General features: G+C 71.0%; 19 protein-coding genes. 8 read left to right on the top strand and 11 right to left on the bottom strand.

Going from position 1 to position 19,644, the window contains the following annotated elements; translation table 11 throughout:
• Nucleotides 1-122: 122 nt before the first annotated feature.
• From E1269_RS30590 to E1269_RS30580, 3 genes are read left to right on the top strand one after another with little or no spacing between them, the layout of a single operon-like run.
• Entirely contained in the window at nucleotides 123-1,961 is a 1,839-nt protein-coding gene (locus E1269_RS30590; RefSeq protein WP_131901810.1) for a glycoside hydrolase family 3 protein, read from the top strand.
• Nucleotides 1,962-2,016: 55 nt separating this feature from the next.
• Nucleotides 2,017-3,342, top strand: coding sequence for an exo-beta-N-acetylmuramidase NamZ family protein (locus E1269_RS30585; protein ID WP_131901808.1), 1,326 nt, complete (start codon nucleotides 2,017-2,019; stop codon nucleotides 3,340-3,342).
• A gap of 20 nt (nucleotides 3,343-3,362) precedes the next feature.
• Nucleotides 3,363-5,078 (top strand): serine hydrolase domain-containing protein, encoded by a 1,716-nt coding sequence (locus E1269_RS30580; protein WP_203434242.1) that lies wholly within the window; start codon nucleotides 3,363-3,365, stop codon nucleotides 5,076-5,078.
• A gap of 18 nt (nucleotides 5,079-5,096) precedes the next feature.
• Here E1269_RS30580 and E1269_RS30575 read toward each other — a convergent pair whose 3' ends face one another.
• Nucleotides 5,097-5,840 carry an HAD-IIA family hydrolase gene (locus E1269_RS30575; RefSeq protein ID WP_420810694.1) on the bottom strand — a complete coding sequence of 248 codons (744 nt, stop codon included), beginning with the start codon at nucleotides 5,838-5,840 and terminating at the stop codon, nucleotides 5,097-5,099.
• A gap of 322 nt (nucleotides 5,841-6,162) precedes the next feature.
• Between E1269_RS30575 and E1269_RS30570 the strand changes: the two genes are divergently transcribed.
• The gene (locus E1269_RS30570; protein WP_131901803.1) at nucleotides 6,163-6,561 is read left to right on the top strand and encodes a hypothetical protein; all 399 of its coding nucleotides are present in this window, start codon (nucleotides 6,163-6,165) and stop codon (nucleotides 6,559-6,561) included.
• 159 nt (nucleotides 6,562-6,720) lie between these two features.
• Here the strand turns inward: E1269_RS30570 and E1269_RS30565 are convergent, their stop codons facing one another.
• Entirely contained in the window at nucleotides 6,721-9,270 is a 2,550-nt protein-coding gene (locus E1269_RS30565) for an ATP-dependent Clp protease ATP-binding subunit (protein WP_131901801.1), read from the bottom strand.
• A gap of 311 nt (nucleotides 9,271-9,581) precedes the next feature.
• On the opposite strand from E1269_RS30565, the gene E1269_RS30560 reads away from it, so the two are divergent.
• Complete coding sequence (locus E1269_RS30560) at nucleotides 9,582-11,051, top strand: Cpe/LpqF family protein (RefSeq protein WP_162606702.1); 1,470 nt, start codon at nucleotides 9,582-9,584, stop codon at nucleotides 11,049-11,051.
• Nucleotides 11,052-11,062: 11 nt separating this feature from the next.
• Here the strand turns inward: E1269_RS30560 and E1269_RS30555 are convergent, their stop codons facing one another.
• From E1269_RS30555 to E1269_RS30530, 6 genes are all read right to left on the bottom strand, one after another.
• Entirely contained in the window at nucleotides 11,063-11,395 is a 333-nt protein-coding gene (locus tag E1269_RS30555) for a DUF2516 family protein (protein ID WP_203434241.1), read from the bottom strand.
• A gap of 92 nt (nucleotides 11,396-11,487) precedes the next feature.
• Nucleotides 11,488-11,949, bottom strand: coding sequence for a hypothetical protein (locus E1269_RS30550; protein WP_131901797.1), 462 nt, complete (start codon nucleotides 11,947-11,949; stop codon nucleotides 11,488-11,490).
• 6 nt (nucleotides 11,950-11,955) lie between these two features.
• On the bottom strand, nucleotides 11,956-12,345 hold the full coding sequence (locus E1269_RS30545) for a helix-turn-helix domain-containing protein (protein WP_131901795.1): 390 nt from the start codon (nucleotides 12,343-12,345) through the stop codon (nucleotides 11,956-11,958).
• Between the two features lie 166 nt (nucleotides 12,346-12,511).
• Nucleotides 12,512-13,828 (bottom strand): glycoside hydrolase family 15 protein, encoded by a 1,317-nt coding sequence (locus E1269_RS30540; RefSeq protein ID WP_131901793.1) that lies wholly within the window; start codon nucleotides 13,826-13,828, stop codon nucleotides 12,512-12,514.
• Between the two features lie 95 nt (nucleotides 13,829-13,923).
• Nucleotides 13,924-14,877, bottom strand: a complete 954-nt coding sequence (locus E1269_RS30535) for an asparaginase (protein ID WP_131901791.1) — start codon at nucleotides 14,875-14,877, stop codon at nucleotides 13,924-13,926.
• A 93-nt stretch (nucleotides 14,878-14,970) separates the two neighbouring features.
• Nucleotides 14,971-15,723 (bottom strand): SDR family NAD(P)-dependent oxidoreductase, encoded by a 753-nt coding sequence (locus E1269_RS30530; RefSeq protein WP_131901789.1) that lies wholly within the window; start codon nucleotides 15,721-15,723, stop codon nucleotides 14,971-14,973.
• Nucleotides 15,724-15,811: 88 nt separating this feature from the next.
• On the opposite strand from E1269_RS30530, the gene dtd reads away from it, so the two are divergent.
• Nucleotides 15,812-16,264, top strand: coding sequence for a D-aminoacyl-tRNA deacylase (gene dtd, locus E1269_RS30525; RefSeq protein WP_131901787.1), 453 nt, complete (start codon nucleotides 15,812-15,814; stop codon nucleotides 16,262-16,264).
• Entirely contained in the window at nucleotides 16,261-17,109 is an 849-nt protein-coding gene (locus tag E1269_RS30520) for an NAD-dependent epimerase/dehydratase family protein (protein WP_131901785.1), read from the top strand. The genes dtd and E1269_RS30520 overlap by 4 nt, the downstream gene beginning before the upstream one ends.
• A gap of 4 nt (nucleotides 17,110-17,113) precedes the next feature.
• On the opposite strand, the gene ygfZ is transcribed toward E1269_RS30520, so the two are convergent.
• From ygfZ to E1269_RS30505, 3 genes are all read right to left on the bottom strand, one after another.
• Nucleotides 17,114-18,088 (bottom strand): CAF17-like 4Fe-4S cluster assembly/insertion protein YgfZ, encoded by a 975-nt coding sequence (gene ygfZ / locus E1269_RS30515; protein ID WP_131901783.1) that lies wholly within the window; start codon nucleotides 18,086-18,088, stop codon nucleotides 17,114-17,116.
• A gap of 29 nt (nucleotides 18,089-18,117) precedes the next feature.
• Nucleotides 18,118-18,636 carry a heme-binding beta-barrel domain-containing protein gene (locus E1269_RS30510; RefSeq protein ID WP_131901781.1) on the bottom strand — a complete coding sequence of 173 codons (519 nt, stop codon included), beginning with the start codon at nucleotides 18,634-18,636 and terminating at the stop codon, nucleotides 18,118-18,120.
• A gap of 142 nt (nucleotides 18,637-18,778) precedes the next feature.
• Nucleotides 18,779-19,213, bottom strand: coding sequence for a YybH family protein (locus tag E1269_RS30505; RefSeq protein WP_131901779.1), 435 nt, complete (start codon nucleotides 19,211-19,213; stop codon nucleotides 18,779-18,781).
• 47 nt (nucleotides 19,214-19,260) lie between these two features.
• Between E1269_RS30505 and E1269_RS30500 the strand changes: the two genes are divergently transcribed.
• The gene (locus E1269_RS30500; protein ID WP_131901777.1) at nucleotides 19,261-19,623 is read left to right on the top strand and encodes a DsrE family protein; all 363 of its coding nucleotides are present in this window, start codon (nucleotides 19,261-19,263) and stop codon (nucleotides 19,621-19,623) included.
• The last annotated feature ends 21 nt before the right edge of the window (nucleotides 19,624-19,644 follow it).

Raw genomic sequence — 19,644 nt, 5'->3', positions numbered from 1 at the left:
AAGAGACCGGGGCGGGCGTTCACACGGAGTGACCACTCTTGACCGACGGTAATCATTTCGCTACGTTCCGCCACAAGCCGGTCCGTTGAAAACGGCAACCGCCCACCTTGGGGAGGCCCCGCATGTCCCCGATCCGCCGCCGTCACTTGCTCCGCTCGCTGGCGGTCGCCGGCGCCGTGTTGTTGGCCTCGCCGAGCACCGTCGTCGCCGAACCGGCATCTCAGGCCGGCGGTATGCCATCGGCCGCGGACTCCGAGGCCGCGTACGTCGCCGAACAGCTGGCCCAGCTGAGCGTCGAGGAGAAGGTCGGCCAGCTCTTCGTCACGCACGCCTACGGCACCGACGCCACGGCCGTCACGCCGGCCGAGGCGGCGCTGAACCAAGCCGCGTACGGCGTCGACACCCCGGCCGAGGTGGTCGACAAGTACCACCTGGGCGGCGTCATCTACTTCGCCTGGTCGGGCAACGTGAACAACCCGCGGCAGATCGCGCGGCTGTCGAACGGGCTGCAGGCTACCGCGACCGACGGGGGCCCGCCGCTGCTGGTCTCGGCGGACCAGGAGACCGGCATCGTCGCCAGGATGCCCGCACCGGCCACCCAGTTCCCGGGCGCCCAGGCGTTGGCCGCGGGCGGCAGCACACACGCCGCGCGCGAGGCGGCCCGGATCACCGCGCGCGAGCTGCGCGCCGTCGGCATCAACCAGAACTTCGCCCCGGTCGCCGACGTCAACGTCAACGCCGCGAACCCGGTGATCGGGGTGCGCAGCTTCAGCTCCGACCCGCAGCTCGCCGCCGAGTACGTCGCCGCTCAGGTTGCCGGCTACGAGCGCGGCGACGGCGTGGCCGCGGCCGCCAAGCACTTCCCCGGCCACGGCGACACCACCACCGACAGCCATTACGGAGTGCCGGAGATCGACCACACCCGGCAGGAGTGGGAGGCCATCGACGCGCCGCCGTTCGAGGCCGCGATCGACGCCGGCATCGACGTGATCATGACCGCGCACATCGTGGTGGACAGCCTGGACGCGTCCGGCGTCCCGGCCACGCTGTCCCGGCCGATCATCACCGACCTGCTGCGCGGCGAGCTCGGCTACGACGGCATCGTCATCACCGACGCGCTCAACATGGACGCCATCCGCGAGCACTTCGGCCCCGAGCGGGTTCCGGTGCTGGCCCTGCTGGCAGGCGTCGACCAGCTGCTGGTGCCCGAGGACGGCGAGATGGACATCATGTACCAGGCCGTCCTGAACGCGGTCCGCACGGGCGAGATCAGTGAGGAACGACTCGACGAGAGCGTCGCGCGGGTGCTCGGGCTGAAATGGCGCCGCGGCATCGTGGAGGACCCGTACGTCGACGTGGCCGCGGTCGACCGGATCGTGGGCAACCGGGCGCACGGGATCGCCGCCGAGCGGATCACCGATCCGACGGTCACCGCTCTGCGCAACGACGACGGCGACGGCGCACCGATCCTGCCGGTCACGGCGGAGGGCACGTCGGTGAACATCGTCACCACCAACACCGCCGCCGGCAACGACCTGGCCGGCGCCCTCCGCGAACGAGGTGCCACCGCGGACGTCATCGCCGCCGGCACCAGGCCCACCGACGCCACCATCGCCGCCGCGGTCCAGGCGGCGGGCAACCACGACCTCACGGTCGTGATCACCTCCAACGCCGCGGACACCAGGGTGACCGATCCCCAGGCTCGGCAGCAGCGGCTGGTGCGGGAGGTGACGGCGACCGGGGCGCCGGTGGTCGCGGTCGCGGCCCGCAACCCGTACGACGTCGCGTACCTGCCCGAGGACGCCGCCTTCCTGGCCGCGTACTCCTCCACGACGGTCTCGATGCGCGGCGTCGCGAAGGTCATCACCGGGGAGATCGCGCCGGCCGGAAAGCTGCCGGTGGACGTGCCAGCCGCCGACGGCTCCGTCCTCTACCCGATCGGACACGGCCTCACGTGGTGATCCCCCACCTGTCGTCTCCCGAGCCCGCAGCCCGCCGACTCCCGAGGAGCCCCTCATGGACCGCCGCCAGTTCATCACCAGAGCCGGGCTGGGGGCCGCGACCGCCGGCCTCGGCACCGTGACCGCCGCGGGAGCCGCCGCCGCGGCCGAGACCCCTTCCGACAGCGGACCGACCGCGCAGGGCACCGATGCAGGACGGGCCGTGCTGACCGGCGCCCAGCAATGGGCCGCGGACGGCTGGACCGCCCTCAGCGGCTACCGGGTAGGCGTCATCTCCAACCCGACCGGCATCCTCATCGATGCCTCGCACATCGTCGACAGCATGGTCGCCTCCGAAGCGGTGGACATCGCCGGGGTTTTTGGCCCGGAGCACGGCTTCCGCGGCTCGGCCCAGGCCGGTGAGGCGGAGGAGACCACGAGCGACCCGCGGACCGGCGTCACCGTCTACGACGCGTACGGCGCGCAGGAGGCGGGCTTCATGCGGATGTTCGCCGAGGCCGGCGTCGAGGTGGTGGTCTTCGACATCCAGGACGTCGGTGCCCGCTTCTACACCTACATCTGGACCATGTGGTCGGCCATGCGCGCCGCGGCCCGGATGGACCTGAAGTTCGTGGTACTGGACCGGCCGAACCCGATCGGCGGGACGGCCGCCGGGCCGATGCTCTTCCCCGGCTACGAGTCCGGCATCGGCCAGCGCTACATCGTCCAGCAGCACGGCATGACCGTCGGCGAGCTGGCCCAGCTCTTCAACGCCGAGTTCCTGCCCGACGACGCCGGCGCCGTGGTCGAGGACCTCGAGATCGTCGAGCTGCGCCGCTGGCGGCCGGACTCCCGGTACGCCGACACCGGGCTGCCGTGGGTGCTGCCGAGCCCGAACATGCCGACGCCCGACACCGCTCAGGTGTACGTCGGGACCTGCCTTTTCGAGGGGACCACCTCCTCGGAGGGACGCGGCACCACCCGGCCGTTCGAGCTGATCGGCGCACCGTACGGCACGTACCACTGGGCCGACGACCTCAACGCCGCCGAACTGCCGGGCGTGGACTTCCGCGAGGCCTACTTCGTACCGACCATCAGCAAGCACATCGGCAAGGTCTGCGGCGGCGTCCAACTGCACGTCACCGATCCGGACGCGTTCGACCCGATCCGGACCGGCGTCACCATGCTCACGACCCTCAAGCACCTCTACCCGAACGACTTCTCGTGGCGCGGCGGCGGCACCAGCGACGGCTTCATCCACCTGCTGCACGGGTCGGACCGGCTGCGGATCATGGTCGACGCGGGCGCCTCGGCCGATGAGATCGTCGCGTCCTGGCAGGACGAGCTGGCCGAGTTCGACCAGCTGCGCCAGCAGTACCTGCTCTACCGGGGCCGGCGATGAGCCGGGTTAAGGTCGCTGTCGTGGCCGCGCTCACCACTGGGCTGCTGGCGGGCGGCGTCCCCGCGGGTGCGTCGTCGGACGCCGGCGCGTTCGACCGTCCGCACGACGGCTTCATGTCGCCGCGGACGGTGCTCGGCGAGGCCGCGCCCGCCGACGTCGGCCTGGACGCCGACCGCATCCAGGCTCTGATCGACGCCGCCGCGTCGTACACCGAGACTCCGCCCGGAGACACCCACCCGCTGTACTCCGGCGTCACCGTGCTGGCGGCCCACGACGGGAAGATCGTGGCGGAGGCAGCCGCGGGCTGGGCGCTGCGCTACGCCGACGGCGCCGGCACCGAGCTCCCGCAGGACGAGTGGGTCGCGGCGAGCACCGACACCATCTACGACCTCGCGTCGGTCTCCAAGCTGTTCACCACCATCGTCGTGCTGCAGCAGGTGGAGGCCGGCCGCGTGGACCTGGACGCGCCGGTGGCGGACTACTTGCCGGCGTTCGCGGCCAACGGCAAGCAGGACATCACGGTGCGCCAGCTGCTGACCCACACCAGCGGCCTGGTGTCGTGGCTGCCTCTGTGGCGCGACTGGCCGACTCCGCAGGCCCGCATCGACGCCGTCCTGGCGACCACCCCGGCGGACCCGCCCGGCACGACCTACCTGTACTCCGACCTCAACATGATCACCGCCGGCCTGGTGGCCGAGGAGGTCAGCGGGCAGCCGCTGGACGACCTGGTCGCCGAGGGCATCACCGGCCCGCTCGGGATGGCCGACACCGGCTACAACCCCGCGCCGGAGTCGCTGCCGCGCATCGCCGCCACCGAGTACCAGGCCGCGCCGCCGCGCGGCATCGTCCGCGGCGAGGTGCACGACGAGAACGCGTGGTCGCTGGGTGGGGTGGCCGGTCACGCCGGCCTCTTCAGCACGGCGCAGGACCTGGCTCGGCTGGCGCAGGCGATCCTCAACGGGGGTGCCTACGACGGCGAGCGCATCCTGCGCCCCACCACCGTCGAGGCCATGCTCACCAACGAGAACACCGACTTCCCCGGCAACGCCCACGGGCTGGGCTTCGAGCTGGACCAGCGCTGGTTCATGGACGCGCTGGCGTCGCCGTCGTCTGCCGGGCACACCGGCTACACCGGAACGAGCATGGTCATCGATCCCCAGTCGCGCTCCTTCGTCATCCTGTTGACCAACCGCGTGCACCCGTCGCGCAACTGGGGCACGATCAACCCGGCCCGGCGCGCCGTCGCACACGAGCTCGCCTACGCCATGTCGGTCACGCCGCGCACGGGCGACGACGCCTGGCGAGCCCACGAGGGCGACACCCGCACGTCCACGCTGAGCCTGCCGGTGGAGCTGGCCGGCAGCTCGACGGTGCTGTTCGACCTGTTCGTCGACACCGAGTCCACCGACCCGCTGGCGCTGGAGATCTCCACCGACGACGGCGCCAGCTGGTCGCCGGTGCCGTTCACCGCCCGCCGCGGCGCCGACACCATCGACGCGGGCGCCGGGACGGTCAGCGGGTACCAGGGCCGGCAGTGGTGGAATGCTCGTGCCGAGCTCGAGGACGTCGACGGCGAGGCGACCCTGCGCTGGACCTACCGCACCGACTCCGGCTACCAGGGCCGCGGCGTGTACATCGACGATGTCACCGTCCGGTCGCGGGGCCTGCCGACGATCCACGGCGATGAGCACCCGGAGCGGTTCGAGGCCGACGGCTGGAGCATGGTGTCGTCGTAGTCGTGCGGGCGCTCGTCGTCAGATGATGTCGACCAGGTCCGCTATGGAGTTGACGACGTGGTTGGGCTGGTACGGGTAGCGCTCGATCTGGTCGCGGCGGGTCGATCCGGTCATGACGAGGTACGTGCGCAGCCCGGCCTCCATGCCGGCGACGACGTCGGTGTCCATCCGGTCGCCGACCATGGCGGTGGTCTCCGAGTGCGCCTCGATGCGGTTCATGGCGCTGCGGAACATCATCGGGTTGGGCTTGCCGACGTAGTAGGGCTCCTGGTTGGTGGCCCGTGTGATCAATGCGGCGACGGCGCCCGTGGCCGGCAGCGGACCCTCCGCGGACGGGCCGGTGGAGTCCGGGTTGGTGGCGATGAAGCGAGCGCCCTCGCCGATCAACCGGATCGCCCGGGTGATCGCCTCGAACGAGTACGTGCGGGTCTCGCCCAGGACGACGTAGTCAGGTTTGCGGTCGGTGAGCACGTAGCCGATGTCGTGCAGCGCCGTCGTCAGGCCGGCCTCGCCGATGACGTAGGCCGAGCCCCGAGGGTGCTGGTCGTCGAGGAACTGCGCGGTGGCGAGCGCCGAGGTCCAGATGGCCTCCTCCGGCAGGTCGATGCCGGAGGAGCGGCTCAGCCGCGCCTGCAGGTCGCGCGGGGTGTAGATCGAGTTGTTGGTGAGGACGAGGAACCGTCGCTCCCGGTCGACCAGCCGCCGCAGGAACTCCGAGGCACCCGGGATGGCGCGGTCCTCGTGCACGAGGACGCCGTCCATGTCGGTCAGCCAGCACTCGATCTCGCGGTCGCTCACGTCACCAACTCTAGAGCGACGCCGGCACCGCACCCGTTCACCGTCCACGGGTCGGTCTGAAATATCCGGTTTCATCTATTTCATGGTGATCTGGGCGACCAATCCGGATCTCGCCATGACATCTCACGTGACTGGCGCCACATCGTCCGCAATGGACAATCTCCCGCAAGGGCACCGAACCCCGTGCCGGCAGTCACGTGGATCGGGTAGTGTCGGCCCGGTTTCTCGATGACTTCGTCACTGAGAGCTGATGTTTTCGACGATGACTATTCCAGGAGTTACCTTCATGAACCGTTCCACGAGGACCCTCTCCCTGCTCGGCGCCGCTGCCATGGCGTTCGCCGTGACTGCCTGCGGTGGCGACGACAGCGGCTCCGGCTCCGACTACTGCGACCTGGTGACCAGCGCCGAGGAGGACTTCAGCTCGCTCGACCCGACCGATCCGGAGAACGCCGATGCCATGAAGGACGTCGTCGATCGGTTCAACGAAATCGCCGACGCCGCGCCGGAAGACGTCCAGGAGGACTGGCGGACCTTCGCCGACGGTTACCAGGCCATGAGCGAGATCGACATGACCGACCCCGCCGCGATGGAGGAGCTCGAGGGCCTCGAGGGCCTCGACGCCGCGATGCAGAACGTCACCGAGCACATCAGCGAGGAGTGCGACCTCGCCGTCGAGATGTGACCTCGCCGACGCATCTCGTGCGTGACCATGGTCCCTTCGCTGACTCTGACCGACCCGAAGGAGCATGACCACCGGGTGCGAGCGCCCGACACGCGAATGGCCCCGCCGTCCGGACCGGAGTCCGGGGGCGGGGCCGTTCGCTGTGTGACGCTCTGACGTCTACGACGTCTTGTCGCGCTTGGAGCCTCGGCTGGAGCCGGTCGAGCCAGCGGCGCCGGCGCCGACCGGGGCCGGAGCCTCGGGGAGCTCCGACTTCGGGCTGCCGGTGAAGGTGAACGTCGCACCCGCACCCTCGCCCTCGACGTCGACCAGCACGATCTCGCCGGCCTTGAGCTCGCCGAACAGGATCTTCTCCGACAGCGTGTCCTCGATCTCGCGCTGGATGGTCCGGCGCAGCGGCCGGGCACCCATGACGGGGTCGAAGCCGTGCTTGGCCAGCAGCTCCTTGGCCGCCTGAGTCGGCTCCAGGCCCATGTCCTTGTCGCGCAGCCGCTCGTCCAGCTCGGAGATCCGCAGGTCGACGATGCGCAGCACCTCGTCCTGCGTCAGCTGGTGGAACACGACGATGTCGTCGACACGGTTGAGGAACTCCGGCCGGAAGTGCTGCTTGAGCTCCTCGGTGACCTTCGCCTTCATCCGGTCGTAGCTGCCGCCGGTCTCGTCGGCCGCCGAGAACCCGAGGTTGACGCCCTTGGCGATGTCGCGGGTTCCCAGGTTCGTGGTCATGATGATCACGGTGTTCTTGAAGTCGACGACCCGGCCCTGCGCGTCGGTCAGCCGGCCGTCCTCGAGCACCTGCAACAGCGAGTTGAAGATGTCCGGGTGGGCCTTCTCGACCTCGTCGAAGAGCACGACCGAGAACGGACGGCGGCGCACCTTCTCGGTGAGCTGGCCGCCCTCCTCGTACCCGACGTACCCGGGCGGAGAGCCGAACAGCCGCGACACGGTGTGCTTCTCGGAGAACTCACTCATGTCGAGCTGGATCAGCGCCGACTCGTCACCGAACAGGAACTCCGCGAGCGTCTTGGACAGCTCGGTCTTGCCGACACCGGACGGGCCGGCGAAGATGAACGAGCCACCGGGACGCTTCGGGTCCTTCAGGCCGGCGCGGGTACGGCGGATCGACTTGGACAGCGCCGAGATGGCGTCCTCCTGGCCGATGATCCGCTTGTGGAGCTCGTCCTCCATGTGCAGCAGCCGGGAGGTCTCCTCCTCGGTGAGCTTGAACACCGGGATGCCGGTGGAGAACGCCAGCACCTCCGCGATCAGCTCGTCGTCGACCTCGGCGACGACGTCGAGGTCGCCGGCCTTCCACTGCTTCTCGCGCTCGATCTTCTGCGCGATGAGCTGCTTCTCCTTGTCGCGCAGCGACGCGGCCTTCTCGAAGTCCTGCGAGTCGATCGCGGACTCCTTCTCCCTGCGGACCTCGGCGATGCGCTCGTCGAACTCGCGCAGGTCCGGCGGCGCCGTCATGCGACGGATGCGCAGCCGGGCGCCGGCCTCGTCGATGAGGTCGATGGCCTTGTCCGGCAGGTACCGGTCGGAGATGTAGCGGTCGGCCAGCTGCGCGGCGGCCACCAGCGCACCATCGGTGATGGACACCCGGTGGTGCGCCTCGTAGCGGTCGCGCAGGCCCTTGAGGATCTCGATGGTGTGCGCGAGCGTCGGCTCCTGCACCTGGATGGGCTGGAAGCGGCGCTCCAGGGCGGCGTCCTTCTCGACGTACTTGCGGTACTCATCGAGTGTGGTGGCGCCGATGGTCTGCAGCTCGCCTCGGGCCAGCATCGGCTTGAGGATCGACGCGGCGTCGATGGCGCCCTCGGCGGCACCGGCACCGACCAGCGTGTGGATCTCGTCGATGAACAGGATGATGTCGCCGCGGGTGCGGATCTCCTTGAGGACCTTCTTCAACCGCTCCTCGAAGTCGCCGCGGTAGCGCGAACCGGCCACCAGGGCGCCGAGGTCGAGGGTGTAGACGTGCCGGTCCTTCAGCGTCTCGGGCACCTCGCCCTTGACGATGGCCTGCGACAGCCCTTCGACGACGGCGGTCTTGCCGACGCCGGGCTCGCCGATCAGCACCGGGTTGTTCTTGGTGCGGCGGGACAGCACCTGCATGACCCGCTCGATCTCCTTCTCGCGGCCGATGACCGGGTCGAGCTTGCCCTCGCGGGCGGCCTGGGTCAGGTTGCGGCCGAACTGGTCGAGAACGAGCGAGCTGGACGGCGCCTCGCCCTGCGGGCCGGCACCGGCGGTAGCGGCTTCCTTGCCGCCCTGGTAGCCGGAGAGCAGCTGGATGACCTGCTGGCGCACGCGGTTGAGGTCGGCGCCGAGCTTCACCAGGACCTGGGCGGCGACGCCCTCGCCCTCACGGATCAGGCCGAGCAGGATGTGCTCGGTACCGATGTAGTTGTGGCCGAGCTGAAGCGCCTCACGCAGGCTCAGCTCCAGGACCTTCTTGGCGCGCGGCGTGAACGGGATGTGCCCGCTCGGCGCCTGCTGCCCCTGGCCGATGATCTCCTCGACCTGTTGACGCACTGCCTCGAGCGAGATGCCGAGACTTTCGAGCGCCTTCGCCGCCACACCCTCACCCTCGTGGATGAGCCCGAGGAGGATGTGCTCGGTGCCGATGTAGTTGTGGTTGAGCATCCTGGCCTCTTCTTGGGCCAGGACGACAACGCGCCTCGCGCGGTCGGTGAACCTCTCGAACATCAGTGGCGCTCCTTGCCGAGCGGTCGGCTGTGGAGACGGGGACTCCACATCTGACCACTCGATGCTATATCCGCCGGCCGCCGCTCTCCCGAGAGGTACTACGGGATTGAGACGGCGGCGGATGTCGTACTTACCGTGCCTGCAAGAACACCACGCCTAGTACCCGATGTTCCACCCCAAAGCCTCCTGGAGGCCTTCGTTCGCTGCTGGCGAAGCGGTTCGGCCCGCCGGGGCGCGGCGCAACGGTCCGGATGACCTCGTTTCATAGGGTTGCCGCAGGGGCGTGACACGATCACACAACGATCAGGAGCGTGCGAGTGCGGGGTGCCGGCCGGATGCGTGACTCGCTGGCGCCGGCGCCCCGCGAGCGAGTCCGCGCCGTGGCGCTCACCGTCGCCGTCGCCGCCGTCGTCGCGGGATGCACCGGCGACGACGACCCAGCGGCCCCGAGCCCCACCCCGTCCGCGCCCAGCGCGACGCTCGGCACCGAAGGCACCGCCACGGTCGCGCCGCCCGTCGAGCTGCCCGACACGCCGGTCGGCCGGCAGGCGCGATGGGTCCTGGACCAGCTCGCCGCCGACGGCGGCCCGACAGTCGCCGAGGCCGGGCGGCGCTTCAACACCGAGTTCCTGGCCGAAGTCCGCGCCGAGCAGGTGTCCACGGTGTTCGACGAGCTGCGCCCGGCCGGGCCCTGGGTGCCGGTCGACGTCGACGAGGCCGGCGCCGACGCCGTCGTTCGCCTCCACGACGGCGACGGCCAGCCCTGGCGGATGATCATTTCCGTCGACGACGACGGCGTCATCGGCACGCTCCTCTTCCAGCCGGACAGGGGCGGGGAGACGCAGGCGGCGCGGTCGTGGGCGGAGGTCCAGGAGCGGTTGACCGCGTTCGACGCCGACGTCGGCCTGTTCGCCGCGCGCGTCGGCGACGACGGACGGTGCGAGCCGGTCGCCGCGATCGACCCGGGCCGGCCGCGGCCGATGGCGTCGATCTTCAAGCTGTACGTCCTCGGCGCCGTCGCGGCCGCCGTCGACGCCGGCGAGGTCCGCTGGGACGACCCGCTCACCGTCACCGGCGACAACCGCAGCCTGCCCTCCGGCGAACTGCAGAACCAGCCCGACGGCGCGCGGGTGTCGGTCGCACAGGCGGCCGCCGGGATGATCGCGATCAGCGACAACACCGCCTCGGAGCTGCTGACCGACCTCGTCGGGCGCGCCGCCGTCGAGGCCGCGATGGCCGACATGGGCCACGACGACCCCGCCACCAACGTGCCGTTTCTCACCACGCGGGAGTTCTTCACGGTCGGCTGGGGTCCGCAGGACCTGCGCGACGACTGGGACGGCGCCGACGCCGAGCGCCGCGGCGACATCCTGGAGACGCTGCCGGACGGCCCGCTCACGGTGGCCGGGCGTGACGTCGACGACCCGGCCTGGGGCTCCGGTGTCGACTGGTTCGCCTCGGCCGAGGACATCTGCGACGCACTGGTTTCATTGCACGACGGCGAGGGTGCCGACGCCGACCCGGCCGACGCCGAGCTGCTGCGGACGGTCCTCGGGCACAACCGCGGTGTGACCATCGACGAGGCCGACTGGCCCTACGTCGCCTACAAGGGCGGCAGCGCGCCCGGCGTGGTCACGGGGTCGTGGTACGGAGAGCGGGCCGACGGCGAGCGGTACGTCTACGTCATGCAGGCCGCCGCGGAGAACGCTGGCTCGCTAGCCGACCACACCTCGTTCTTCGCACTGGCAGAAGACGCGTTCCGGCTGTTCGCCGAGGACTGAGCGGGTTCGGCCTACCAGGGGCCGTACGGGCCGTCGTGGGTGTTGGAGTCGCGCCGGCCGCCGCCGATGGCCCGCACCGCCGGCCGCACGTCGACGAGGTACACCGCGGCGCCCACGACGCCAAGCAGGTTGACGAAGAACAGCGGCGTCGGGAACACGGCGATCTCCACCAGGACGGCGACGCCGAGAATGCCCAGCCAGATCGGCTTGGTCAGCTTGCCAGCGGCAGGGAACGCCTGCGTGGGCACCCGAAGAGCGTCGACGAAGGCGTAACCCTTCAACGCGAGGGCGCCGACGCCCAGGAGGACCATGAGTCCAGACTGGAAGTTCCCGAAACCGTCCACGCGTCCACTGTACGTGACATGGCCCTGGTTCGGACATGATCGACAAGGGCCGCGACCGCCCGCGCGGACGCGGCCCCCGTCGATCTGGCAGGTCAGCGCTGCTTCGACTGCAGGTCGTCGGCGGCCTTCTCGGTGGCATCGGCCACCTCGTCCGCGGCGTCGGCCACCCGGCCGCGCACCGAGGCGATGGCGCCGCCGACGGTCGGGCCGTACTCGCCGCGCAGGCGGGTCACGACGCCCTCGCCGCGCTCGGCCCACTCGTCGTAGGCCTTGCCGGCCTCGCGGCCGGCCTGCGCGAACAGGTCGCGGACCCGCTGCGGAAGGTCGGACGCCTTCGCCTGTGCCTGCAGCAGCAGGTCGGGGAAGCCATTGCGGAACGCCGTGACGTCGGCGGGCAGCTCGGCGAAGCGGCTGCGGAACTCCTCGCGCAGCTTCTGGTCGGCGACGGCCTCGGAGACCTTCGCCGGCAGCTCACGCAGGACCGCCACCGCCGCGTCGGCGGCACCGGCGACGGCGTAGATGGGCTTGCGGTCGGTGGTGGGTGCGGTGGGCATGATGGTTCACCTTTCCGGGTTCGTGGTGTCGCTCGTGGCTTCGGAACCCGTCATCGCGGCCGGGCCGAGCTTCGCGGCGCGGAACGACCGGTAGACGTCGAGCAGCGCACGCTTCTGCTGCTCGTCGAGGACCGGGTCGGCGAGGATGGCGTCCTCGACGTTGGGGTCGCCGCTGGGTTCGTCCAGCAGGCCGGCCCGGACGTAGAGCGCTTCCGACGAGATGCGCAGCGCCTTGGCCAGCTGCTGGAGCACCTCGGCCGACGGTTTGCGCAGCCCGCGCTCGATCTGGCTGAGGTACGGGTTGCTCACGCCGGCCAGGTCGGCGAGCTGCCGCAGCGAGAGCTGCGCGGTGCGCCGTTGCTCCTTCAGGAACTCGCCTATACCGGACCTCGTCATGTTTCGACTCTAGCTAACTAGAGCAAGCACTTGCAAACTATCAGCTAGCGAACCCGCCGCCGACTCCCCGTTGACGGCGCCGTCTGAGGGCCGCCGTGTGGGCACGCGGCTCAATCATGCTCGTAGGCCTGGTGGAGCCAGGGACGACGGTTCGGGACACCCCGCGTCAGGAGGCGGGCACGACGGGGAGGCCGTCGTCGAGCTGTGCGAGGGTGAGCAGGACCAGGGACGACGTCCAGGCCAGTGGCGCGACGGAGGCGGGCTTGCCCTCGGCGTCGACCTTCTCCGGCAGAGAGCCGAGCGGCGTGCGGTAGGTGTCGAGGAATGTCAGCAGCCGCTCGGCGTCGTCACGGTCGCCGTTGCCCGCCAGGGCGAGTGCCAGCAGCCCGGTCTCCGGTGTCCAGGCGACGTCGACGTCCTTGCGCCAGGCCTCGCCCGGCCGGTGCCCGCCGTTGGGGACCAGCAGTGCGCTCTCGGCGTCGCGGACGGCCTGGCTGACCTGGGGGGTGGCCGGCGCGAACGGCGGCGCGAGGAAGGAAACGGCCGCGTCCGCGCCGCCGTCGGGAACGGTGCGCGGGTAGCCGTGCGCACCGAACCGCTCCTCGATGGCCTGGTCGAGGCGGCCGGCGGCGTCGTTCCAGGCGGTCGGGTCGACGTCGAGGGCGGGCGCCAGGGCGGCGGCGGCACGCAGGCCCAGCGACATCGGCGCGGCCACCCCGAGCGTCACCTCGGACTCCTGCTTCTCCCAGTAGTCCGACGACGGCGCCGGCAGGCCGTCCTCTCCGAGCTCGTCCATGATCGCGTTGGCCGATGCGATGACGGACGGCCGCATCATCGCCAGGACCTCGTCGACCAGCGCCTCGTCGGTAGCCGTCTCGGCGAACATCCAGACCGCCCAGAGCACCCAGCCGGTACCGTCGAGCTGCTTGGGGCGGTCGTCGGGCGGCCCGGAGCCGTCGGCGAGGTACCGCGCCTCCCACTGTCCGTCGGCCGGCGCCACTCGGGACAGGAAGCCCAGCACGTCGGCGGCGTCCTCGTGGTGACCGGTGGCAGCGTAGGCGGCGACGGCGAAGGAGGCGTCACGCGGCCAGACGTGGCGCCATGCGGTGACCGGCGCCGCCATCAGCGCGCCGGACGCCGACGTCAGCACCCGCAGGTCGAGCAGGGCCCGCTCAGCCATGCCGGCGTACGGGGTGCCGGTGCCCGGGAGCTGGCCCACGGCCAGCCAGTCGCGGTCGTCCTCGATCTGCTGGGCGACGGCGGGATCGGTGCGGTCGGCGGAGGACAGCACGCTCGTGCCCGGGATGAAAACGTCGGTGGATTCCGGCGGCACCGTGGCCACCGTGCCGCCCGGCTCGACGACGGCACCGGAGGCCCGCAGGTCCAGGACCGTTCCCCGCGACGGGGCCAGGCTGAGGGCGGCGATGACGATGATCACCGCCGGAAGTCCGATGCGCCATCCGAGGCGGCGAGACGAACGCACGGCACAAGGGTACGTGGTGAACGACCCCGGCCGTTCGCCCAGGTGTCATGCACAAGTCACCCCGGGGTCGTCGCCGGAGCAGGCCGGGGCGGCGGTCAGGGCAGGACGGCGCGCACCTCGCCGACGGGCACCCCGCCGCCCAGCACCGGCTCGGTGGCCAGCTTGTCCAGCACCGGCGCGTCCACGCCGAGCTTCTGCAGCGCCGCCACCAGCACGACGGTGCGGGCGCGCGCTCCCCCGTCGTCGATCTTCAGAGCCACGGCCCGGCCGTCGTCCAGCGCGGCGGCCATGACGGCGTCGGCGCCGCCCTTGCAGAACAGCCCGGGCACACCGTTGATGAGCTCGGCTTCGTCGCGTGCCGTGCCGCTGGTGTACTCCGGGTGCCGCTGGATCGCCTCGACGACGGTCCGCTCCGCCGACCCGGCCGGCGCGGTGGCGAGCGACCGGAACATCCGTGCCAGCCCGCCCGGCGTCAGCGCGAACAGCGGCGCTCCGCAGCCGTCAACCCCCGTGTGCGCGACGGGCTCGCCGGCCAGCTCCGCCACGGTGTCGTGGATGGAGCGCTGCAGCTGGTGCTCCGGATGGAGGTAGCCGTCGGTGGACCACCCATTGACGACGCAGGTGAGCAGCATGGCCGCGTGCTTCCCGGAACAGTCGGCGGCCAGCGACGACGGTGCGTGGCCGGCCCGCACGTGCTCGACCATGACGTTCGAGTCGATCGGCCAGCCTGGCGTGTTGCGCAGCGCGCTGGTGTCCAGGCGGGCCTGCGCCAGGATGCGGCGCACCCCGTCCTGGTGGATGTCCTCACCGGAGTGGCTGGCGGCGGCGAGGGCGAGCAGCTCGCCCTCGAGCGGCAACCCAAGCCGGACCATCGCGGCTGCCTGCGCCGGCTTGTTGGACGACCGGGGGTACAGGGGAGCGCCCACCCGTCCGCCCTGGAAGGCCGGCGAACCATCGCTCGCGAGGCCCACGACCGTGCCGTGGTGCCGGGACTCCACCATCCCGGACCGCACCACCTCCGCCACCAGGACGGGCTTGCCCGCGTGCATGTCGCTCCCCTCGATCCGGCGCCATCGCCGGGTCGATCCTGTCACGACACCCGCACCGATGTGCGGAGGACCCGGGCGGATCGGTCCGGCCGGTCAGACCGTGAAACCGCCGTCGACCGCGATCGTCGCGCCGGTGACGTAGCGTGCGTCGTCGCTGGCCAAGTGGGCGATGGTGGCGGCGATCTCGGCCGGCTCGGCGTACCGGCCCAACGCGGTGAACCCGCGGATCGTGTCCGAGTACGGCCCGTCGGCGGGATTGAGGTCGGTGTCGGTGGGTCCGGGGTGGACGAGGTTGGCGCGGATGCCGCGCCCACCGAGGTCGCGCGCCAGGCCCTTGGTCAGGCCGATCAGCGCGGTCTTGCTCAGCACGTAGAGCCCGAGGCCAGGGAACACCGTCCGCTCGGCCACGTTGCTGCCGATGGTGATGATGCTGCCGCCCTCGCCCAGGTGCCGCGCCGCCGCGGTCGCGGCGACGAAGGGCGCCCGGACGTTGACGGCGATGGTGCGGTCGAACTCCTCCAGGGCAACCTCGTCGATCGGCCCGACGGGGTACAGCGCGGCGTTGATGACCAGCACGTCCAGCCGGCCGAACCGGTCGGCGACGGTGTCGACGGCGGCCCGCAGCGCGTCCGCGTCGGCGCTGTCGGCACCGATCGCCAGGCCCCGCCGGCCGGAGCTCTCGACCTGCGCGACCAGTGCGGCCGCGGGATGGGCGGCGTCGCGGTAGGTGAAGGCGACGTCGGCGCCCTCGCTCGCCAACCGGCGCACCACTGCCGCGCCGATGCCCCTGCTGCCCCCGATGATCAATGCAGCTCGTCCGGCGAGCCGTGTCGTGTTCGTGTTCATGCCTCGATCCTGCGGCGGCCCGGCGCGCGCCGCTAGCGGCAATCGGCCGCCGCGTTCGCCGTCGTCGGGGACTGGCAGTATCGGGCTCATGCGTGCGGTCGTACAGCGGGTGACGTCAGCGGCGGTCCGGGTCGACGGCGAGGTCGTCGGCGCCGTCGAACCGGACGGGCAAGGGCTGCTAATCCTGCTGGGCGTCACGCACGACGACGACGCCGCGACGGCCGCGAAGCTGGCCCGCAAGGTCTGGGGGCTGCGAATCCTCGACGGCGAGCGCTCCGCGTCCGACGTCGGCGCGCCCGTGCTCGTCGTCAGCCAGTTCACGCTCTACGCCGACACGGCCAAGGGTCGCCGGCCGTCGTGGGGCGCAGCCGCGCCCGGCCCGGTGTCCGAGCCGCTGGTCGAGGAGTTCGTGGCCGCCCTGCGCGGACTCGGTGCGAAGGTCGAGACCGGCGTGTTCGGGGCGGACATGAAGGTCAGCCTGGTCAACGACGGTCCGGTGACGCTGATCCTCGACGTCGCCGCGGCGGAGGGAACGAGATGATCATCGTCACCGGCGGCAGCGGACAGGCCGGCCGGGCCTGTGTCGCGGACCTGACCGCACACGGCTACGACGTCACCTCGGTCGACCTGGCCCTGCCGGCGGACCCGTCCGTCCGGCACAGCCGCGTCGACCTGACCGACTTCGGCCAGACGGTGGCGGCGTTCTCGGGGATCGACGACCGGGTCTGCGGGGTCACCGGCATCGTGCATCTCGCGGCGATCCGGGCGCCCGGGCTGGCGCCCAACCACGTCACGTTCGAGGTCAACGCCGTCAGCACCTACAACGTCTTCGAGGCGGCCCGGCAGCTGGGCATCAAAAACCTCGTCTGGGCGTCCAGCGAGACCGTGCTCGGGCTGCCGTTCGACATCCCGCCGCCCTACGTCCCGGTCGACGAGGAGTACCCCGGCCGGCCGGAGAGCGCCTACTCGCTGTCCAAGCTGGTCGGCGAGGTCATGGCCGAGCAGTTCTGCCGGTGGGACCCGGCGCTGAAGATCGTCGGACTACGCCTGTCGAACGTCATGGACCCGGAGGACTACGCGCGGTTCGGCTCGTTCCAGGGCGACGCGACGGCGCGGAAGTGGAACCTGTGGGGCTACATCGACGCGCGCGACGCCGCTCAGGCGATCCGGCTGTCCCTGGAGTCGTCCCTGACCGGGGCGCACGTGTTCGTCATCGCCGGCGTCGACACCGTCATGGACCGGCCCAACGGCGAGCTCTTGGACGAGGTGTTCCCGGACGTGCCGCGCAGGCGTGACATCGAGCACCACGAGACGCTGCTGGGCATCGAGAAGGCCCGCCGGGTGCTCGGCTACGAACCCCGGCACAGCTGGCGCTCGACGTCATGACCGGTCAGCGGAGCTGGGCGCGGACGTGCAGGCCGATCTCGGGGTCGACCACGACCTCCTGGGCGGCGGCCACTCCTCCGGCCAGCAGCTGCGCGTCGACGGCCACGTTGCGCTTGACCACGGCGAGGGCGATCGGCCCCAGCTCGTGGTGGCGGGCGGCCGAGCCGACTGTGCCGACGGCGCGGCCCGCCAGCTCGACCGTGTCGCCGTGCTCCGGCAGGTGGTCGACGGACCCGTCGAGGTGCAGGAGCACGAGCCGGCGCGGCGGCCGGCCCAGCGTGTGCACCCGGGCGACGGTCTCCTGGCCGCGGTAGCAGCCCTTGTCGAGGTGGACCGCGGTACCGATCCAGCCGACCTCGTGCGGGATGGTGCGGTCGTCGGTGTCCAGGCCCAGCCGCGGCTCGCACGCCTCGATGCGCAGGGCCTCGTAGGCCCAGACCCCGGCCGGCTGCTCGACGTAGGAATCGAGGTGCGCGCGCGGGACGAACACGTCGCGGCCGCGGTCGGTGATCCGGCTCAGATATGGCTCGGCCGGTGACGCGACCGGCTCCCACACGACCGCGTACTCGGCCGTCACGTCGGTGATCTCGACCTGGGACCAGAACTTCATCGACTCCAGGTAGCCGATCAGCGCCGGCGCCGTACCCGCCTCCACGTGGAACCAGAAGGCTTCGCCGTCGTCGACCCCGTACAGGGCGTGCTCGACCCGGCCGTTGGCGTCAAGGACGAGAGCCGACGTGGCACGATGCGGCTCGAGCCGCTCGACGTGCTGGGTGAGGAGCTGGTGCAGCCAGGTCAGTCGATCCGGGCCGCTGACCCGGACGACCCCACGATGCGACAGGTCGACGGCGCCCTCGCCGGCCGCCAGCCGGCGCTGCTCACGGAACGGGTCGCCGTAGTGAGCCGCGATCCCGTCGTCCGGCTCCGTCGCGGCGACGGCACCGTGCCGGTCGAGCAAAGGGCTGCGATAAGGCTCCATGTCTCTATCGAACACCCTGCGGGCCCAGATCAATCCCTCGATTCGGAGGCACCGGCGACGCGCTTCAGCTCGGCGGACAGGTGCGGCTGCAGCTCGTGACCCATGGCCGACATCTCGTAGACGTACATCAGGGCACCGTTGACCAGGCCGTACAGGCGGTGGCCGGTGCGGTAGTCCTTAGCGGTCTCGGTCTTCAGCACGCCACGGGTGGCGAGCTCGACCCGGGCCGGCTCGGTCTGACCGAGATAGATCTCGACGAAGCCCGTCGGGTGCGTCAGCAGCACCTCGATCTCGTCGTTCTCCTGCGGACGCCAGTACCCCGTCTCGCGGGCGGCGGGCCGCACGAGGTTGCCGTCGTCGTCGAGGATCCAGCTGCGGCTGGCGTAGGCGAGGAACGGCCTGTCCGGGACGTAGGTGAACTCGACCTCCTGGCCGAACCGGAACGCCTCGATGGTCGGGTAGTCGCCGACGCCGGCGCCCTCCCAGCGGCCGAGCAGCCAGGCGATGGGCAGGCAGGCCGGGTGCAGGTCGTCCGGGATCTCGATCACGGCGAGGTCAGGCCTGGCCCCGGTAGAGCTTGTACACCACGAGGAAGGCCATCAGCCCGGCCGCGACGGTGACCAGGATCAGGATGCTGGTGAAGACGAGTTCGAGCACGCTCGGAGTCTATCCGGTCACCGGGTGACGAGTTCAGGCCGGCGGCAGGAGGTCCATCACCGCTGTACCTCCAGGAAACTCCACCGGTAGCGAGACGTGCTCGTGCGTGATCGACCACCCGTCAGCGGACCGACGGAGGGTGTCCGTGGCACGGACCCAGTAGCCGACCTCGCGACCGTCCACCAGGGTACCGCTGGTCCGGATCAGCATGTGCACGGCCGCGACGTCACCGCCAGCCGCGACGTGCACGCCGCTGACCTCCTGGCCGATCCCGCTCCGCCAGCGGCCGAACCAGTCCGCGAACCTGCCGCGCAGCGCTTCCGATCCGGCGTACAGCAGCGGCGGCACGAGGTCGAAGTAGACGATGTCGTCGGAATAGAAGGACATGAGCCGGTCCAGGTCCTTCGAACGGATGGCCTGCGAGCGCTGGTCCAGCAACTCGCTGATCTCGGTCTGCGTTTCGGTCATCCGACGACTCTGCCAGGCCGACTGTGAGGCCCGTAGGCTTGCCTGCCATGGAGCGACGTCTCGTGGTCAAGGTCACTGCCGGCTCCGACGCCCCGGAGCGGTGCTCGCAGGCGTTCACCGTCGCCTCCACCGCGCTGGCGGCGGGGGCGACGGTCTCGCTGTGGCTGACCGGCGAGTCGGCATGGTTCGCCCTGCCCGGCCGGGCGGCGGAGTTCTCCCTGCCACACGCGGCGCCTCTGGCGGACCTGCTGGACGCCCTGATCGCCGGCGGCACGGTCACCCTGTGCACGCAGTGCGCCGCCCGCCGCGACATCGGACCCGGTGACGTGATTCCGGGGGTCCGGATCGCCGGCGCGCCCACCTTCGTCGAGGAGATCATGGATGACGGCGTCCAAGCTCTCGTCTACTGAGCCGCTCATCCCGCCCAGCCC

This window comes from Jiangella asiatica (assembly GCF_004349065.1).
In the GTDB taxonomy this organism is placed as follows: domain Bacteria; phylum Actinomycetota; class Actinomycetes; order Jiangellales; family Jiangellaceae; genus Jiangella; species Jiangella asiatica.
The sequence above is the reverse complement of the archived record's forward strand: the minus strand, read 5'-3'. Positions and strand labels throughout refer to the sequence as shown.

What these genes read in the sequence shown, in the direction of transcription:
- E1269_RS30565 (WP_131901801.1), bottom strand. Translation starts at nt 9,270, where the DNA reads ATGTTCGAGAGGTTCACCGACCGCGCGAGGCGCGTTGTCGTCCTGGCC.
- E1269_RS30520 (WP_131901785.1), top strand. Translation starts at nt 16,261, where the DNA reads ATGATCATCGTCACCGGCGGCAGCGGACAGGCCGGCCGGGCCTGTGTC.
- E1269_RS30505 (WP_131901779.1), bottom strand. Translation starts at nt 19,213, where the DNA reads ATGACCGAAACGCAGACCGAGATCAGCGAGTTGCTGGACCAGCGCTCG.
- E1269_RS30545 (WP_131901795.1), bottom strand. Translation starts at nt 12,345, where the DNA reads ATGACGAGGTCCGGTATAGGCGAGTTCCTGAAGGAGCAACGGCGCACC.
- E1269_RS30570 (WP_131901803.1), top strand. Translation starts at nt 6,163, where the DNA reads ATGAACCGTTCCACGAGGACCCTCTCCCTGCTCGGCGCCGCTGCCATG.
- E1269_RS30535 (WP_131901791.1), bottom strand. Translation starts at nt 14,877, where the DNA reads ATGCACGCGGGCAAGCCCGTCCTGGTGGCGGAGGTGGTGCGGTCCGGG.
- E1269_RS30530 (WP_131901789.1), bottom strand. Translation starts at nt 15,723, where the DNA reads ATGAACACGAACACGACACGGCTCGCCGGACGAGCTGCATTGATCATC.
- ygfZ (WP_131901783.1), bottom strand. Translation starts at nt 18,088, where the DNA reads ATGGAGCCTTATCGCAGCCCTTTGCTCGACCGGCACGGTGCCGTCGCC.
- dtd (WP_131901787.1), top strand. Translation starts at nt 15,812, where the DNA reads ATGCGTGCGGTCGTACAGCGGGTGACGTCAGCGGCGGTCCGGGTCGAC.
- E1269_RS30575 (WP_420810694.1), bottom strand. Translation starts at nt 5,840, where the DNA reads ATGGACGGCGTCCTCGTGCACGAGGACCGCGCCATCCCGGGTGCCTCG.
- E1269_RS30550 (WP_131901797.1), bottom strand. Translation starts at nt 11,949, where the DNA reads ATGCCCACCGCACCCACCACCGACCGCAAGCCCATCTACGCCGTCGCC.
- E1269_RS30585 (WP_131901808.1), top strand. Translation starts at nt 2,017, where the DNA reads ATGGACCGCCGCCAGTTCATCACCAGAGCCGGGCTGGGGGCCGCGACC.
- E1269_RS30590 (WP_131901810.1), top strand. Translation starts at nt 123, where the DNA reads ATGTCCCCGATCCGCCGCCGTCACTTGCTCCGCTCGCTGGCGGTCGCC.
- E1269_RS30500 (WP_131901777.1), top strand. Translation starts at nt 19,261, where the DNA reads ATGGAGCGACGTCTCGTGGTCAAGGTCACTGCCGGCTCCGACGCCCCG.